Below are 16,751 nucleotides of genomic sequence, written 5' to 3'. Positions count from 1 at the left end.
TACATCCAGTTTATGGCTAGATGGCCAGACCGGTCACCGTCCGGAAGGTCTTTCCTCAATTGGTGGCAAGATGGTCAAGGTCGCATATTGTAGACAGGAACCCATCTTGCGGTGGAAAGGGGGGAGCAGTGTGCCAAACTTCAAAGTCTTCAGCGAGACGGCTTCTCAGCTCTTGGCCCAAGTCTCCAATCTGACGGCGGCCAGCCTTGTGACCCAGGTCTCCAACCTGACGGCGGCCAGCCTGTTGGCTCAGATGTCCAACCTGACTCCGGCCAGCCTGCTGGTTCAGGTGTCGAACCCCACACCCGCCAGCCTGCTCGCCCAGGTCTCCAACCTGACGGCGACGAGCCTCTTGACCCAGGTCTCCAACCTGACGGCGGCCAGCCTCCTGACGGCCGCTACGCTGCAGGACCGGGCGACGACGGACACGCTGGTCAATGTGGCCGACACCGGCGACACGACGTTCAAGGACACGGTCAGCCGGAACGTCCTCGAGTTAACCGACCTGACCTTCACGGTCATCAACTCGGGGGCCTTGAACAGCGCCGTCGGCCGCCTGATGCTGAGCGCCGACGACCTCACCTACTCGACCGACCCGACTGTCATGTCCCAGACGATCCTGCCGACGAGCCAGTTCTTCTTCGTCCCCGGCCGGTTCACGAAGTACGCCAAGATCCAATACGCGTCGCTGATCACCGGCCTGACCACCAGCCTCAGCATCTGGTTTCAGGCCCACGTCTGAGCGCCGACCGGTGAGACGGTCATGGGCGGCGTTCCTGCTCCTGGAACACACGGCCGGGAGGCCGGCGGTCCCCAATACGTCCCGCCCGGGTCTGAGCCGCGGGTCACGGCAAGACCCGGGCGGGTTCATATTTCCCTTCCGAACCTTTCGGTCGGATGATGCCGAAGGAGGGCTCGCGGCACCCTTTCTCGAACAACCTACTCGAAAGCCCCAATTCTAAATGACAAGGGGGTCTTGACGATGATCACCGGTATCGGACACATCTGCATCGGCGTATCGGACCTCGACCGGGCGGTCGAGTTCTACACTACGAAGCTCGGGTTTTCGGCCGGGCGTCGGGTAGCCCTGCCTGGCGGGGCCGTCCTGGTCGGCCTGAAGCCGCCCGGGTTGGACACCGAAGGGACCGAGCTTGAGCTCTACTTCAACCCGGCCGATCCGACCGGCCGGCTGAGACACATTGGATTGGTCGTCGGCGACGTCTGGAAAGCCGCCGCACAGCTCAGGGAGATGGGGGTCGACTTCCACCGCGACCCGCCGCCGCAGGACGCCATTGGCGCCCCGGCCATCGCCTTCTTCCGCGACCCGGACGGGGTCGAAATCGAGATCCTCGAGGAGGGCGACTGATGAGGCTGGCCCCGTTTGCTCTGGAACGATGGTTCGACCAGTACGAATTCCGGGTGGAGCACCACATCTCGGCCAGTTGCGCCGCCGCCACGAACACCGCTGAGCTCCTCGCTTTGGCCGGACCGGAAGCCCGCCAGACCTACCTGGGGCTGTCCCTGGACTACATCGAGACCGGGGGCACCGCGGCCTATCGCGAGGCCGTCGCTTCCTGGTACGATCGGATCGGGCCCGACGACGTTCAGGCCACCCTGGGTGCGGCCGAGGCCATCTTCATCCTGATGAACACGATCACTGGGCCGGGCGACCGGCTGATTGTCGAGAACCCGAACTACCAATCCCTGGCCGAGGTGGCCCGGGCCGCCGGGGCGGAGGTCCTCGACTGGCCGCTGCGGCCGGAGAACCAGTGGCGGCCCGACCTTGACGAACTGGCCGGCCTGCTCGACAAGGGCGGGGTCAAGGCGGTGGTGATCAACCACCCGCATAACCCGACCGGAGCCATCCTGACCCGCGATGAACAGGCGGGGATCCTGGCCATGGCCGAGGCGGCCGGGGCTCGTCTCATCTCCGACGAGGTCTACCGCGGCCTGATCTATGACCCAACAGACGTCCTGCCGCCGGCGGCCGACCTCTCAGAACGGGCCGTCAGCATCGGCGACCTGACCAAACCTTTCGGGCTGGGCGGCCTCCGCGCGGGCTGGATCGCCACCCGCGACCACGCCGTCCTTGAGGCCTGCGCCGAGATGCACGACTACATGGCCCTTTGTGGGGCGGCGCCCAGTGAGTTCCTGGCGGCCATCGCCCTCAAGCACCGGGAGACCTTGCTGGCCCGGAAGATGTCCGTCGCTCGGACTAACCGCGAGGCCTTTCGGGCGGTCGTCGCCCGCCACCCGGACAAGCTTTCGTGGGTCCCGCCGAAGGGCGGCGTGACGGCCTTCCCGGCCTATTCGGCCCGCGTCGACTCGCGGACCTTCTGCCGGGGGCTCGTCGAGCGGGCCAACACGCTGCTGCTACCGGGCGCGGTCTACGGCGTCGAGGGGCGCTTCCGGATCGGCTTCGGTGGCGCGCCGAAGGCTTTCAGCGAGGGTTTGAAGCGGCTGGAGGAGTATGCGGAGGACCTCGATTGAAGCAGGCGAGAGCGAAAGGGCCCTCCGGAGGGCAGGTTATCGGCCGGCCGTGGGCGAAATGCTAGGCGGGGGGAGCGAGCCCATGAGTCTGCCCATTCCGGAAGCCCCGGTGCTGACGGTCAGGGACCTGACCTCCCGGATCAAGAGCCTCATCGAAGGGGCTCCGTGGTTGCGGAGCGTCTTGGTGCGGGGCGAAGTCTCCAACTTCAAACTGTATCCCTCGGGACACGCCTACTTCACCCTGAAGGACCGAGCCGTCGAAGGTGATCAGCCCTATTCGACCCGTGACGAGACCTGCCAGATCAAGTGCGTCATGTTCCGGCGGTGGGTGGAGAAGTTGCCCTATCATCCGCAGAACGGGATGCAGGTGATCGCCGGTGGGGCGGTCGGGGTCTACGAGCGGGACGGATCATACCAGCTCTATGTGGAGTTGCTGCAACCCGACGGGTTGGGCGGCCTGCACCAGGCCTTCGAAGACCTCAAGAAGAAGCTGGCCGCCGAGGGCTTCTTCGACGTGGCCCGCAAGCGCCCGATCCCGTTCTTGCCGATGCGGGTGGCCGTGGTCACCTCACCGGCCGCCGCCGCCCTGCGGGACATCATCAAGGTCGCCGGGAAACGCTTCCCCAACGCCTGGCTGACGGTGGTGCCGACGCAGGTCCAGGGCGGGCAGGCCCCGCCGGAGATCATCCGGGCCATTCGGCTGGCCAACCTGCTGCCGGAGGTCGAGGTGATTATCCTCGCCCGCGGCGGGGGCTCCCTCGAGGAGCTTTGGGCCTTCAACGATGAGGGCGTGGCCAGGGCCATCTACGACTCGGCCAGACCGGTGGTCACCGGGATCGGCCATGAGACCGATATGACCATCGCCGACTTTGTCGCCGACAAGCGGGCGGCCACCCCGTCCAACGCCGCGGAAATGGTCTTCCCCGATCAACGCGAGCTGGACTCCAGGCTTCGCATCCTGCGGTCGCACCTGAGGTCCGGGCTGCGCGCGCACCTCGAGGCCAAGCGGCGGGTCCTGGAACGGCTCAGCCAGCGTTCGGTCCTCCGCCGTCCGCAGGACCGCCTGGCCCGGGCCCGCGAAGACCTCACCCGGCAGGTTCGGCTGATGGTCCAGACCGCCCGCCATGTCCTCGATTACAAGCGGGCCGACCGCGACCACGTCGTCGCTCGGCTCGACGCCCTATCGCCCCTGGCCACCCTGGCCCGGGGCTACAGCATCACCCGGACCTGGCCCGATGGGCGGGTGGTCCGCGATTCGCGCGAGCTGGCCGTGGCCGGCCTGGTGGAGGTCATCCTCCACCGCGGGGAGATCGTCTGCCGGGTTGAGGAGACCAGGGACGGCGGGGAGCGAGAGGCCGGGCCCGCCCGGCCCGCGAAGCCGGGCGGATCTTACGACCTCTGGGCCTATGCCGAGCCCGTCGAAGGCGAGGAGGGACCCCGTTGAAGAAGGCCAAGATCCCCGAAATGCCTTTCGAGAAGGCCATTGAGCGCCTCGAGCGGATCGTCTCCGACCTCGAGAGCGGTCACCCGACCCTCGATGACGCCCTCGACCTCTTCCAGGAAGGAGTCGGCCTGGCCAAGATGTGCTCCGGGAAGCTCGACGAGGCCGAGAAGCGGGTCGAAATCCTCCTCCAGAGCGAGGCCGGCGAACTGAGGACCGGGCCCCTGAAGGCGGAAGAGCCCGGCGTCGCCCCGGCCGGCCAGGCTTAGGCCGCCGCTACGGTGACTGCCTCCGGTGACGTTTTCGAGGCCATTCTCCGGCCCGTTGCGGCCCGCATCGACGAGGCCCTGAGCGGGTTTCTGCCGAGGGCGGACGTCCCGCCGGGTCGCCTCCACGAGGCCATGGGCTACAGTGCCCTCGCCCCGGGGAAGCGCCTGCGGCCCTTCGTCCTGTTGGCGTCGGCCGGAGCCTTCGGCCTCGCCGAGGACGCGGCCATGCCGTCGGCCTGCGCCATGGAGTGTGTCCATGCCTATTCGCTGATCCACGACGACCTGCCGGCCATGGATGATGACGACTATCGCCGCGGCCGCCCGAGCTGTCACAAGGCTTTCGACGAAGCCACCGCCATCCTGGCCGGCGACGCCCTCTTGACCCTGGCCTTCGAACTGGCCACAAGGGTTCAGGCCGAGCGCACCGGGGCCTCGGCCGCTCTGGCCTCCGCGGGCGAGCTGGCCCGGGCTGCCGGCAGCCTCGGCATGGTCGGCGGACAGGCCCTCGAATTCGAGCGGCCGGCGCCCAACGCGTCGACGCTCCTGGCCATCCACGAAAGGAAGACCGGCGCCCTCTTTCGGGCGGCGGCAGCGATGGGCGGTCTGCTGGCCGGCGCTTCCGAGGCGGCGGTGGCTCGGCTGAGGGACTTCGGCCGAGCCTTCGGGCAGGTCTACCAGATCGCCGATGACCTTCAGGATGCAAATCAGGATGCCGGGCGAGGGACCGGGGTCCTCCGGCTGACCGATGCGGCCGGGGCGGGAGCCGAAGCCGAACGCTTCGTGGCCGCGGCGAAAAAGAATCTGGCTGACCTGGAAACCATTGGGGCGAAGATCGCTCCGTTAGCTCTCCAGTTGACCTGGCTCGAGGGCAGATTGTGAAGCCCCGGGCGGCCGTCGAACCCGTTGAAGGGAGGACCCAAAGGCCCGTTATTGTGGGCAAAGGCGTAGAACAATAGCCTTGGGTGACCAATCGGAGTGCTACATAACACCGCGCTAATCGCATCCCTAGTTTCCTGGGGCATCGCCCAGGGCATCAAGTTCATCTGGCCGATCCTCCTACGGCGGGAGATCAATTTCCGCCGGCTGGTCGAGACCGGCGGCATGCCCAGCGCCCACACGGCCTTCGTCAGCGCGCTGGCCACCACCGTCGCGTTCAAAGAAGGCTGGGACAGCCCGATTTTCGCCCTGGCCGTGGTCTTTTCGCTGGTGGTCATGTACGATGCCACCGGCATCCGACAGGCCGCCGGCAAACAGGCGGCCATCCTCAATCGCATCGTCGACGATCTTTATCACGACGTGCCATTGAAACCGCAATACCTTCGCGAGCTTCTCGGGCATACACCGTTCGAGGTTTTCGTCGGCGCCATCCTCGGCTTTTGGGTCGGTTGGGCCTTCTGTGGTTATCCGCCGCTTTGAGGTCGACCGGAGCGGACTCGTGGTCGCGTTTGGTCGTCATGGCGCCTGGACAGATGACCGGCCCACGTTTGCCCGGGTTTCTATGGCATGTTATAATGAAATACCGAAACACTGGTGGCAACGCCAGCTAATTTGGGGTGTGATTGAGCCAAAAGGAAATATGGTAGGTGGTACAGTATCCTAGTCGGTGCCGCCGCGCCCTAGGGCGGGCCCAAAAAGCCGCCATTCGGCACATCGATGAAGTTCCTGGTGAGGGCTTCCGACGCCCAGTCGGGGGTTGTTGCTGGGAGATAAGAAGGATGGGGCGACCCGCAATGGCATGCGGGCGTTGACCCTGCCTTCGCGGAGGCCTAAGCTCGTGGTGCCTGCACCTAGCCAGTACACTACGGCTTAGAGTTGAACCTGTATGCGATGCTGAAGCTTTGGTTAAGCGTTGTGTGCAGTGTAGCCGGCCTTGAGCGGGTCAGGCGGATGGCAGGTTCCGGGGCCCCGGTGTGGGCCCACGCCAAGCCCCGCAGCTGCTCGAAACCTGGTCTGCAAAAAAGGCTAAGGCACGGACGGACCGTCGAGGAAAACTCCTAGGCTGTTCTGACCGAGACGCGACGGGGATTACAGTGTGGTCTTAGTGGCAATCTAGCACGGCCTTCGGCGACGAGGCCGGACTGCCGTAAAGGGAAACCGCCGGGCGGCGACGCCCCGGTGCGCAGCCAGGGAAAGCCTGCTGGACCTGAAGCCACAACATTTACTCGTCGAGTCACCACCTACCATCTTTCCTCTTGGCTCAATAACGCCGGCGGCCTTTCAGTTGCCGGCTTTAGCTCGGGTGATGTTGCGGTTGGGCAATAATAAGGACGGTGGGCCCAGGCGCCGGAACCTGCTCCGAGGCGTGCATTTCGGCCTCCTGGGGTTGGCCCTGGGCATTCCGATCACCTTGGCCTCGGAAAGCGTCATGCGCCACCTGAACCTGATCCTGGCCTTCGTCGTCCTGGCCCTGATCATCGGCCTCCATATCGTCTTCGACATCATCGGCATCGCCGTGGCCGTGGCTGAAGAGAAGCCCTTTCACGCCCTGGGCGCCAAGCGGATGCCCGGGGCGGCCCAGTCCATCCGGCTGATCCGCAACGCGGAGAAGGTCACCAGCTTCTGCAACGACGTAGTCGGCGATATATCCGGGACGATCAGCGGTGCCGCCGGCGCCGCTATTCTCATTCGCCTGGCGGTTACCGGGCCGACCCTCGTCGAGACCCTGATCAGCGTGGTTTTCCTGGCCCTGATCGCGGCCGTCACCGTCGGCGGCAAGGCCGCCGGTAAGGGAGTCGCCATCGCGGACAGCTTCTCGATCACCTACGCCGTCGGCAGGCTGCTCTATTGGTTCGAGAATCGCCTTGGTTGGGCCATCCTGGCCGAACCGGCCCGCCCCAAAACGGGCGACCGGAGGGACGGGAGAGACTAACCGGGGACTGGAGGTACCGAGAACGAGTCTCCTTGAGCAGATCAACGGGCCGGCCGAAGTGCGGGCCTTGCCCCCCGAAAAACTACCGCTGCTGGCGGAAGAGCTCCGTCGGGAGATCATCGACACCGTCTCCCGCACCGGGGGGCACATCGGTGCCAGCCTGGGCGCGGTGGAGTTGACCATCGCCCTGCACCGGGTGTTCCAGAGCCCGTACGACAAGATCGTCTGGGACGTCGGGCACCAGTGCTATGCCCACAAACTCCTCACCGGCCGGCGGGAGGAGTTTTCGTCGCTCCGGCAGTATGGAGGTATTTCCGGCTTCCCGCGGCGAGCCGAGAGCCCCCACGACCACTTCGACACGGGCCACGCCTCGACGTCCATCTCGGCCGCCGTGGGCATGGCTAAGGCCCGCGACCTCAAGCGGGAAGCCTTCCAGGTGGTGGCGGTCATCGGAGACGGGGCGATGACCGGAGGGATGGCCTTCGAGGCCCTCAACCACGCCGGCCACGAACGGACCCATCTGGTGGTCGTGCTCAACGACAACCGGATGTCGATTGCGCCCAATGTCGGGGCCCTCTCGGACTACCTGCGCCGGATGCGGGTCAGCCCGCACTACTGGCACTTCAAGACCGACTTCGAGAACCTCCTCCGGCGGCTCCCCCTCGTCGGAGCCGGCCTGGCCAGTTTCGTCGAGCGGGCCAAGAACAGCTTCAAGTACCTTCTGGTGCCCGGGATGCTCTTCGAGGAGCTCGGCTTCACCTATCTTGGCCCGGTCGACGGGCATGACCTCGGCTTGGTCGAACGGGTCCTCCGCGACGCCCGCGAAGTGCCGGGGCCGGTCCTCGTCCACGTGGTGACCAAGAAGGGGCGCGGCTACGCGCCGGCGGAGAACAACCCATACGCCTTCCATGGCCCCGGCCCATTCGACCCGGACACCGGGGAACGCCTGAAGTCCAACGGGGCGCAGACCTACTCCGAGGTCTTTGCCCAGACGCTGGTCGACCTGGCGACCGAGGATGAGCGAGTGGTGGCCATCACCGCCGCCATGCCCGACGGAACGGGGACTGAGCGGATGGCGCGGGCCTTCCCGAAGCGTTTCTTCGACGTGGGGATCGCCGAGGAGCATGCGATGACCTTCGCGGCGGGCCTTGCGACGCAAGGGCTCCGCCCGGTCTTCGCCGTCTACTCGACCTTCGTCCAGCGGGCGACGGACCAGTTCATCCACGACGTGGCCCTTCCCGGGCTGCCGGTGGTCGTGGCCATCGATCGGGCCGGCATCGTCGGCGAGGACGGTCCGACCCACCAGGGCGTCTTCGACTTTGCCCTGCTTCGAGGGGCTCCGGGGGTTGTCCTGATGGCGCCCAAGGACGAGGATGAGCTTCGCCACATGTTGAAGACGGCGATTTCCCTTGACCGCCCGACGGCCATCCGCTACCCGCGCGGCCAGGGCGCGGGGGTGCCCTGCGACGGGCCCATGCGCGAATTGCCGGTCGGCCGCGGCGAGGTCCTCAGGGACGGTCGGGACCTGGCCATCGTGGCCATCGGGAACATGGTCCATCCGGCCGTCGAGGCGGCCGGGAGGCTGGCCTCCGAGGGGATCCAGGCGGCGGTCATCAACGCCCGCTTCGTCAAGCCTCTCGATGAGAAGCTCATTCTGGACTACGCCGGCCATTGCCGGCGGGTCCTGACCGTCGAGGAGCACAGCCTGGCCGGCGGCTTCGGCAGCGCCGTCGGCGAACTCCTGGCGGCCCAAGGCCCCGACGGGGTCACCCTGAGGATGCTCGGGATCCCCGACGAATTCGTCCCGGCCGGCAAGCCGTCGCTTCTGCGGGAACGTTACGGCCTCACCGCCGACGGGATCACCCGGGCCGCCCGGGCCGCGGTCGAAGGGGTGGCGCCGCAGGACGGCATCGCCGCCGCCGCCCGCTGGGGGGAACGGGGGAGAAGGTGAGCGAGAGTAAGGAACGACGAGAACGAAACCGAGTCCGGCTGGACGTCCTCCTTGTCGACAAGGGCCTCTTCCCGAGCCGGGAGAGGGCCCAGGGGGCCATCCTGGCCGGACTTGTTTACGTTGGAGGGGCCCCGGCGACCAAGCCCGGCACGCGGTACCCAAGCGAGGCCGCCGTCGAGGTCCGCGGGAACGACCTTCCCTTCGTCAGCCGGGGCGGGCTGAAACTGGAGAAGGCCCTCGGCGCCTTCGCCGTCGATGTCCGCGGGCTGGTCGCCGTGGACGTGGGGGCCTCCACCGGGGGCTTCACCGACTGCCTTCTGAAGCGCGGGGCGGCCCTCGTCTACGCCGTCGACGTCGGTTACGGGCAGCTGGCCTGGAGCCTGCGGAACGACCCGCGGGTGGTCGTCCTGGAACGGACCAACGCCCGCTTCCTCGACCGGGAAGACCTTGAACGAGCCTTCGTGGCGGCCGGGGCGGGCGGTGAGGCCGCTCCCATGCCCAACCTGGCCACGGCCGACGTGTCCTTCATCTCGCTGGACAAGATCCTCCCGGCCCTGGCCGGTCTGGTGGGCGATGACGGGAGGGCCGTCTGCCTCGTCAAGCCCCAATTCGAGGCCGGTCGGGGCGAGGTGGGGAAGAAGGGCGTCGTCCGCGACCCGGAGGTTCACCGGAACGTCCTCGAACGGGTGACCCGGGCCGCCCTCGAGGCCGGGTTCTTTTTGACCAACCTGACTTACTCGCCGGTCACCGGGCCCGAGGGGAACATCGAATACCTTGCCATGCTGACCCGGCCGGGACGGCCGCCCGCGCTGCCGACGGAACCCCTACCGGCGCCCCCGGGCTTATCGAGACTCATCGACCAAGTCGTGCAGGAAGCGCACCTGGTCTTGTCGTAGGAAAGAACATCTCACTCCGCCGAAACCAGGAGGTTCGAGGATTGGCTGGACTGTCATTGAGGGGCATCTTCCCACCGGTGCCGACGCCGTTCGAAGGAGGCGAGGTCGCGCCGGCCAGACTTCGCCGGAACATCGAACTCTGGAATACCACCGGCCTTCACGGTTACGTGGTCCTCGGGTCCAACGGCGAGTATGTCCACCTCAACGAGAGGGAACGGCTGCTCTGCATCGAGACGGTGGCCGCGGCGGCCGGCCCGGGGAGGCTGCGAATCGCCGGGACGGGTTGCGAATCCACCGACGAGACCATCCGCTTCACCAGGGCGGCCGCCGCGGCGGGGGCCCAAGCGGCCCTGGTCGTCACCCCGCACTACTACCGGGGCCGAATGGACGCGACGGCCTTCATCGAGCACTATACCAGAGTCGCGGACGCTTCGCCGATCCCGGTGATCATCTACAACGTCCCCGGCAACACGGCCATCAACCTGGACCCGGCGGTGCCGATAGCCCTCTCGGAGCATCCTAACATCGTCGGCATGAAGAACAGCTCCGGCCTGCTCGGCGAGATCGCCGAGGTGATTGCTGCGGCCAAGCCCGGCTTTCAGGTCCTGGCCGGATCGGGCAGCTTCGTCCTGCCGGCCCTGGCCGTCGGTGGGGTCGGCGGCGTCCTGGCCCTCGCCAACGTCGCCCCGCGGGAGTGCGTCCGCCTGTTCGACCGGTGGCACGCCGGCGAGGTGGCCGAGGCCAAGGCCCTGCAACTGCGTCTGGTCGAACTGAACAAGGCCGTCACCGCCCGTTGGGGGGTGCCGGCCCTCAAGGCCGCCCTCGACCTTCTGGGTTACTTCGGCGGCGAACCTCGGCGTCCGCTCCGACCGCTCGGCGACAGGGAACGGATGGAGCTTGCCCGGATCATGGTCCGGGCCGGAATCCTCGCGGAGTGATGGGCATGAAGAAGCCGCGGCCACCCAGGCCGCGGCTTCTTCGGAACGACGCCATGCGTTCACCTCAGAGCTTCTTGACCAGATGCCGGCGCTCCTCGTGATAGCCCATCCGTTCATAGAGGCGCAGGGCCCGTTCGTTGTTGGACGAGACTCCGAGTCCGAGGTACTTGGCCCCGTGGGCGACGGAGAACTCCTCGGCCTTCCGCAGCAGGGCGGTCCCGATGCCGCGCGACCAGAGGGCCTTGTCCACGCCCAGCTCCATGACCCAGCCCTGGCGGCCGGCCGGCGAGTCCGAGACGATCACCATGACGTAACCGATGGCCCGCCCATCGGGTTTGCCCTCGGCGATGAACAACGCGTGGGTCTTGGCTTCCTGGAGCCGGTCCTGCCAGGCTTGGACGATCTGGCGGCGGACCGCCAGGACATCCTCCACGGTCCAGCTCCGAAAGGGCGAAAGCTGGGCGGCGACGGCTTCCCGGGCGAAGGCCAGTTCGATGATGGCCGGCCAGTCGGCGACGCCGCCCGGCCTGATCCGCCGGAGGACGTCAGGCTCGATGTTCCTTTCCTCCAAGTTCTTCCCCCTTCTGCCTTCCGGCCTCTGGCTTTCTCGTCGAAGCTTCTTCGTTACACTTCCCGGGCTTTCCTGCTCTATCCAGGGCCGGGTGATGGCGAGACGACTCATCGCGGAGAGGATTGAGGGCCGTCTCCGGCGAAATCAAAGACCGGGTCCCTAATGAGGTGAGAGAGTGGCCAAGATCGGAATCATCCCCAACGTCGACAAGACCGACGCCATCAAGGTCGCCTCCGAGTTGGCGGCCTGGCTCGAGGCCCATGACGTGACCCCCGTCCTCTCCGAGCAGAACGCCGCCCTGGCCGGCCGGCCGGAGCTCGGCCTGTCCGTCGAGGAGTTGGTCCGGGCGGTGGATTTCGCGATCGTCCTGGGCGGGGACGGGACGCTCTTGAGCGCGGCCAAGATCCTGGCCCCCGTGGGCAAGCCCATTCTCGGCGTCAACCTTGGACACCTCGGCTTCCTGACCGAGATCGAACTGCCCGACCTCTACCGGACGCTGCCGGAATTCCTCGCCGGGCGTTACCAATTGGAAGAACGGATCATGCTCGAGGCCCGGGTCATCCGGGACGAGGCCGAGAACAGGCGGTTCCTGGCCCTCAACGAGGTGGTCGTGTCCAAGGGTTCGTTCGCTCGGCTGATCCAGCTGGAGACGTACGTCGATGAGCGCCTCGTGGCCACCTACCCGGCCGACGGGCTGATCGTCGCCACCCCGACCGGCTCGACGGCTTACTCGCTGTCGGCCGGGGGCCCCGTCGTCAATCCCAACGTCGGGGTGGTCATCATCACCCCGATCTGCCCCCACACCCTCTACGCCAGGGCGGTCATCGTCTCTGAGAGTGAGATCGTCCGGATTCGGGTCATCGCCGAACACCAGGACAACGCTTTGACCATCGACGGGCAGCGTGGCTACAGGATTTTCAACGGGGACACCATCGAGGTCCGCCGGGCCCGCGAAGTGACCAAACTGATGCGGCTCGAGGGCTGGAGCTTCTATGAGGTCCTGCGCCGCAAGTTGCAGGAGGGCGGTAGCCGGTGAAGACACTTCGTCAGATGAAGATCCTCGAATTGATCAAGAACGAGTCCGTGGAGACCCAGGAGCAGTTGGTGGACAGGCTGCGAGCGGCGGGCATCGAAGCCACCCAGGCCACCGTCTCACGGGACATCCGCGAACTCCGGCTGGTCCGCGTACCCAACGGCCGCGGCCGCTACCACTACGTCCTGCCGCCCGACCCGTCCCCCCTGGCCAGGATGCGCCGGTACCTCCGTGACTCCCTGGTCAATCTGGACTACTCCGACAACATCGTCGTCCTCAAGTGCCTGCCTGGCACGGCTTCGGCCGTGGCCTCGACGGTGGATTCCCTCGGCTGGCCGGAAGTCGTCGGCAGCGTGGCCGGGGACGACACGATCATGGTCGTCGTCAGGAAAAAGGAGGACGCCCCGGCCATCGTCGATCAACTTCGTCGTCTGACGCGAGAGGCCGGTAAGAGCGAGTAGCGGCGCGCAAAGCCCGCGGATGGAGGTTTTGCCCGATGCTACTCGAACTGTCCATCGAGAACTTCGCCCTCATCGACAAGCTCCGGCTGGAATTCGGCCCGGGGCTTAATGTTCTGACCGGCGAGACCGGTGCCGGCAAGTCGATCATCATCGACGCGGTCGAGATGGTCCTCGGCGGGCGGGCCTCCGGCGAGGTCATCCGGACCGGTGCCGAGCGGGCGGTGATCGAAGCCCTCTTCGAGACGGTCGGCCCGGAGGACGCGGCCGCCGTGGCCGCCGCCGCCGTCGGGGCCCCGGCCGAGGACGAGGCCCTCATCCTGGCCCGGGAGTTGCCGGCCAGCGGCCGCAGTGTCACCCGGCTCAACGGCCGCCTGGCCACCTCGGCCATGGTCAAGGAGGTCGCCCAGCACTTGGTCGACCTGCATGGGCAACACGAGCACCAGTCGCTGCTCCGCTCGGAGGGCCACGTCGACCTCCTGGACAGCTTCGGCGGGGCCGAACTGGCGACGGTCCGGACCAAGGTGGCCGAGGAATGGGCCGGGTGGCGGGGGTTCCTGCGGGAGCTTGCCGGCTTCGTCGGCGATGAAAAGGACAAGGCCCGAAAGCTGGACGTGCTCCAGTTTCAGCGCCAAGAAATCGACGGCTCCAGATTGGTCGCGGGTGAGGAAGAAACGCTCGGCGAGGAGCGGCGAGTGTTGGCCGGCGCGGAGAAGCTCCACCAGGTCGCCGCCAAGGCCTATGCCGTCTTGTACGAGGGCGAGGCCCGGGGTGCGGAGGCCGTCGTCGACCAGCTTGCCGGGCTCCTGGCCGAGTTGGATGAAGCCGCGGACATCGACCGCGCTCTGCGGCCGCTCTTCGAGACCCTGGAGAGCGCCCGCTATCAGATCGAGGAGGCGGCCAGGGAGCTGGGTCGTTACCGGGATCGGGTGGAATTCAACCCGGAGCGGCTGGACGCGATCGAGAACCGGCTGGAGCTGGTCTCCCAATTGCGGCGGAAGTATGGGAACACCATCGAGGAAATCCTCAAGTACCGCGATGAGGTCGCCGCCGAGCTCGACCGGGTGGCCAACGCCGACGAGATCATCGAGCGCCTGCGGCAGAACATCGCCGCCGCCAAGAAGACCCTCGGCGATCTCTGCGGAGTGCTCGGCAAGGCGCGCCGCCGGGTGGCCCGGGAACTCGAACGAGCCGTCTCCGTGGAACTGGCCGATCTCGGCATGGAGCGGACGGTCTTTCGCGTCCACTTCACCGAAGCTGAGGACCCGGAGGGAGTGCCGGTCGGCGACCGTCTCCTGGCGGCTGGGCCCGATGGCAGCGACAGCGTGGAGTTCCTGTTCTCGGCCAACCCCGGCGAGCCGCCGAAGCCGCTGGCCAAGATCATCTCCGGGGGCGAAATGGCCCGGGTCATGCTGGCCCTCAAGGCCATCCTGGCCCGCGTCGACCAGGTCCCGACGCTGATCTTCGACGAGATCGACGCCGGAGTCGGCGGCCGCGCGGCCATCGCCGTCGCCGACAAGTTGGCCCGCTTGGGCCGGTTCAGGCAGGTCCTATGCGTGACCCACCTGCCGCAGATCGCCGCCGCGGCCGACCGCCATTTCGCCATCCAGAAGAAAGTCCACGGCGGCCGGACGACCACCCTGGTCAGCCTGCTCCAAGGGGATCAGCGAGTCGACGAGGTCGTCCGCATGCTCGGCGGGACCAGCGACAGCCGAGCCACCCGAGAGCACGCCGCGGAGCTCATCGAGGCGGCCGCCAAGCGGGCGGACGCGTGGCCGGAAAAGGGCAAGCGCTGACGAGACTCTGACGCAAGGGAGTGAGCCGGAAGAATCAAGTCGACCCGGGCTGGTCTGCCCGGGTCGACTTTTTTTGCCTTGGCGCGGTCACCATCCAGCGGTCCGGCCGGCCCTCGGCCGCCCGCCGCGCGGTCCGCCCGGCGAATAAAAAAGCCCAGCTACGAGCAGGATAAGGCAAGTCAGACGTTCCCGCGAAGCGAGGCCCGTGGCCGCGCGGGACAGCAAAGAGCGTGGAGCGTGATCCGATGCGCGACCTTCCGTCGGGCCGTCGTGAGCGACGGCGTCAGATGATCGGCCTGGTCCTGGTGGCTCTAATCGTCATCGCCGTAACTTCGCCCCAGTTCCAATGGTTCACCAGGTTCCCGAGCCACCTGCGGGTGACCCTCGGCCAAAAGCAGCAACTCCAACTGGGGCTGCCGCTCGGGGTCTATGTCCGCCCGGACCAGGACGGAGTCATCGGTCTCGACGGTCGGGCCGTCTCAGTGGGGCAGAACTACTGGCGATTGGGGCCGGGCAGCCCGGTCGCCATCAACGCCCTCAAGGAAGGCCACGTCTCGCTGGAATTCCTCCTCTTCGGCCTGGTCCCCATCAAGCACCTGGCCGTCGACGTGGTCCCGGAGGTCCAGGTTTGCCTGGGCGGCCACTCCATCGGCGTCCTCCTTCATTCTGAAGGCGTCGTCGTGGTTGGGATCGCCCCAGTGGTCGGTGAGGAGGGGCAGGTCGCCTACCCCGCCAGGGACGCCGGCCTTGAGAAGGGCGACATCATCATCAAGGTCAACGGCCGCCGGGTCGGCAACGAGGACGGAGCGGTCCAGCTGATCGACTACTTCGGCCGCGTCGGTGACCCGATCACCCTGGAGGTCAAGCGGCAGAGCGCCGTCTTGGAGCGGATCGTGAAACCGGTCCTTTGCCGCGAAACCGGGCGCTACCGCATCGGGCTCTACATCCGCGACGTCGCCGCCGGGGTCGGGACGCTGACCTTCTATGAGCCGGCCAGCGGGGCCTTCGGGGCCCTCGGGCACGTGATCACCGACGCTGAGTCGAACCGACCCCTAAGCATCTCCGACGGGCGGATCGTCTCGGCCAACGTGACCGGTGTCCAACCCGGCAAGACTGGGCGTCCCGGGGAGAAGATCGGAACCTTCACCGATGAGTCCGACGTCATCGGGACGATCCAGAAGAACACCGAGTTCGGCATCTACGGGCAGCTCAGCGTGAAACCAAGCACCGATATGGGGACCGTGTCGATTGCCCTGATGCGGGAGATCCGCCGGGGGCCGGCCGAGATCCTGACCGTCGTCGAAGGGCAGCGGATCGAACGGTTCTCCGTCGAGATCGAACGGGTGTCGCCCCAGGAGCGGCCGGACACCAAGGGGATGGTCATCAGAGTCACCGACCAGCGTCTGCTGCGCCGAACGGGCGGCATCGTCCAGGGGATGAGCGGCAGCCCGATCGTCCAGAACGGCCGGCTGGTGGGCGCCGTCACCCACGTCTTCGTCAACGACCCGACCCGCGGCTACGCCGTCTTCGCTGAATGGATGCTCCTCGAGAGCGGCATCCTGCAGAGCCAGCGGGCGGTCATGGAGGGCGGCGGGTATAGATTGAAGGAAGCCACGCAAACCCGCGCCGATATTGGGCTTGCGAGTCGCCAAGGGGCCCCTTTCGGGGGCTTGTTTTTTTTGGCTTTCAGGAGGATATTGGAAAGAGGCCGAAGAAATCCCCTCACTACCTCGGAGGTACTACTTGGGGTAAATGGGGGCAAGAGGATTGAAAGAAAAGATCAAGGTCCTGCTGGCCGACGACAACCGGGATTTCTGCGAGTTGCTCAAGGAACTCATTGAGAAGCAGAGCGACCTGGAGCTGACCGGGGTGGCCTACAACGGCCTGGAGGTCATCGAGCAGGTCACCAAGAACACGCCCGATGTCATCGTCCTTGACATCATAATGCCTCATCTTGACGGCATCGGCGTGCTCGAGCGGCTCAATGGTCTGGGCCTGGTCAAGCGTCCCAAGGTCCTCATGCTCACCGCCTTCGGTCA

General features: G+C 66.7%; 17 protein-coding genes. 16 read left to right on the top strand and 1 reads right to left on the bottom strand.

What is annotated here, in order from left to right; all coding sequences use genetic code 11:
* Positions 1 to 130: 130 nt before the first annotated feature.
* From VGL40_01115 to VGL40_01065, 11 genes are all read left to right on the top strand, one after another.
* Positions 131 to 742 (top strand): DUF6385 domain-containing protein, encoded by a 612-nt coding sequence (locus VGL40_01115; GenBank protein ID HEY3313870.1) that lies wholly within the window; start codon positions 131 to 133, stop codon positions 740 to 742.
* 240 nt (positions 743 to 982) lie between these two features.
* Positions 983 to 1,366, top strand: a complete 384-nt coding sequence (locus tag VGL40_01110) for a VOC family protein (GenBank protein HEY3313869.1) — start codon at positions 983 to 985, stop codon at positions 1,364 to 1,366.
* On the top strand, positions 1,366 to 2,490 hold the full coding sequence (locus tag VGL40_01105) for an aminotransferase class I/II-fold pyridoxal phosphate-dependent enzyme (protein HEY3313868.1): 1,125 nt from the start codon (positions 1,366 to 1,368) through the stop codon (positions 2,488 to 2,490). Before VGL40_01110 ends, VGL40_01105 begins: the two co-directional genes overlap by 1 nt.
* Positions 2,491 to 2,572: 82 nt before the next feature.
* Positions 2,573 to 3,934 carry an exodeoxyribonuclease VII large subunit gene (gene xseA / locus VGL40_01100; GenBank protein ID HEY3313867.1) on the top strand — a complete coding sequence of 454 codons (1,362 nt, stop codon included), beginning with the start codon at positions 2,573 to 2,575 and terminating at the stop codon, positions 3,932 to 3,934.
* Between the two features lie 20 nt (positions 3,935 to 3,954).
* On the top strand, positions 3,955 to 4,200 hold the full coding sequence (gene xseB / locus VGL40_01095; protein HEY3313866.1) for an exodeoxyribonuclease VII small subunit: 246 nt from the start codon (positions 3,955 to 3,957) through the stop codon (positions 4,198 to 4,200).
* A 12-nt stretch (positions 4,201 to 4,212) separates the two neighbouring features.
* Positions 4,213 to 5,079 carry a polyprenyl synthetase family protein gene (locus VGL40_01090; GenBank protein ID HEY3313865.1) on the top strand — a complete coding sequence of 289 codons (867 nt, stop codon included), beginning with the start codon at positions 4,213 to 4,215 and terminating at the stop codon, positions 5,077 to 5,079.
* 96 nt (positions 5,080 to 5,175) lie between these two features.
* Entirely contained in the window at positions 5,176 to 5,616 is a 441-nt protein-coding gene (locus tag VGL40_01085) for a divergent PAP2 family protein (protein ID HEY3313864.1), read from the top strand.
* 805 nt (positions 5,617 to 6,421) lie between these two features.
* Complete coding sequence (locus tag VGL40_01080) at positions 6,422 to 7,069, top strand: hypothetical protein (GenBank protein ID HEY3313863.1); 648 nt, start codon at positions 6,422 to 6,424, stop codon at positions 7,067 to 7,069.
* A gap of 7 nt (positions 7,070 to 7,076) precedes the next feature.
* Positions 7,077 to 9,020 carry a 1-deoxy-D-xylulose-5-phosphate synthase gene (gene dxs, locus VGL40_01075; GenBank protein HEY3313862.1) on the top strand — a complete coding sequence of 648 codons (1,944 nt, stop codon included), beginning with the start codon at positions 7,077 to 7,079 and terminating at the stop codon, positions 9,018 to 9,020.
* A complete protein-coding gene (locus VGL40_01070) occupies positions 9,017 to 9,916 on the top strand; it encodes a TlyA family RNA methyltransferase (GenBank protein HEY3313861.1) in 900 nt (299 codons plus the stop codon). The genes dxs and VGL40_01070 overlap by 4 nt, the downstream gene beginning before the upstream one ends.
* Positions 9,917 to 9,957: 41 nt before the next feature.
* Complete coding sequence (locus tag VGL40_01065) at positions 9,958 to 10,854, top strand: dihydrodipicolinate synthase family protein (GenBank protein ID HEY3313860.1); 897 nt, start codon at positions 9,958 to 9,960, stop codon at positions 10,852 to 10,854.
* 64 nt (positions 10,855 to 10,918) lie between these two features.
* On the opposite strand, the gene VGL40_01060 is transcribed toward VGL40_01065, so the two are convergent.
* Complete coding sequence (locus tag VGL40_01060) at positions 10,919 to 11,425, bottom strand: GNAT family N-acetyltransferase (GenBank protein HEY3313859.1); 507 nt, start codon at positions 11,423 to 11,425, stop codon at positions 10,919 to 10,921.
* A gap of 175 nt (positions 11,426 to 11,600) precedes the next feature.
* Here VGL40_01060 and VGL40_01055 point away from each other — a divergent pair, with 175 nt between their 5' ends.
* From VGL40_01055 to VGL40_01035, 5 genes are all read left to right on the top strand, one after another.
* Positions 11,601 to 12,461 (top strand): NAD(+)/NADH kinase, encoded by an 861-nt coding sequence (locus VGL40_01055; protein ID HEY3313858.1) that lies wholly within the window; start codon positions 11,601 to 11,603, stop codon positions 12,459 to 12,461.
* Positions 12,458 to 12,919, top strand: coding sequence for an arginine repressor (gene argR, locus VGL40_01050; protein ID HEY3313857.1), 462 nt, complete (start codon positions 12,458 to 12,460; stop codon positions 12,917 to 12,919). The genes VGL40_01055 and argR overlap by 4 nt, the downstream gene beginning before the upstream one ends.
* 35 nt (positions 12,920 to 12,954) lie before the next feature.
* On the top strand, positions 12,955 to 14,712 hold the full coding sequence (gene recN / locus VGL40_01045) for a DNA repair protein RecN (GenBank protein ID HEY3313856.1): 1,758 nt from the start codon (positions 12,955 to 12,957) through the stop codon (positions 14,710 to 14,712).
* 245 nt (positions 14,713 to 14,957) lie between these two features.
* Positions 14,958 to 16,553, top strand: coding sequence for a SpoIVB peptidase (gene spoIVB, locus VGL40_01040; GenBank protein ID HEY3313855.1), 1,596 nt, complete (start codon positions 14,958 to 14,960; stop codon positions 16,551 to 16,553).
* The coding region (locus VGL40_01035) for a response regulator (protein ID HEY3313854.1) at positions 16,480 to 16,751 on the top strand (272 nt) is incomplete at its 3' end. The genes spoIVB and VGL40_01035, both read left to right, overlap by 74 nt.

The organism is Bacillota bacterium (assembly GCA_036504675.1).
GTDB lineage: Bacteria > Bacillota > Sulfobacillia > JAJYWN01 > JAJZPE01 > DASXUT01.
Note: the sequence above shows the minus strand (reverse complement) of the source record. Positions and strands in the feature narration are given on the sequence as shown.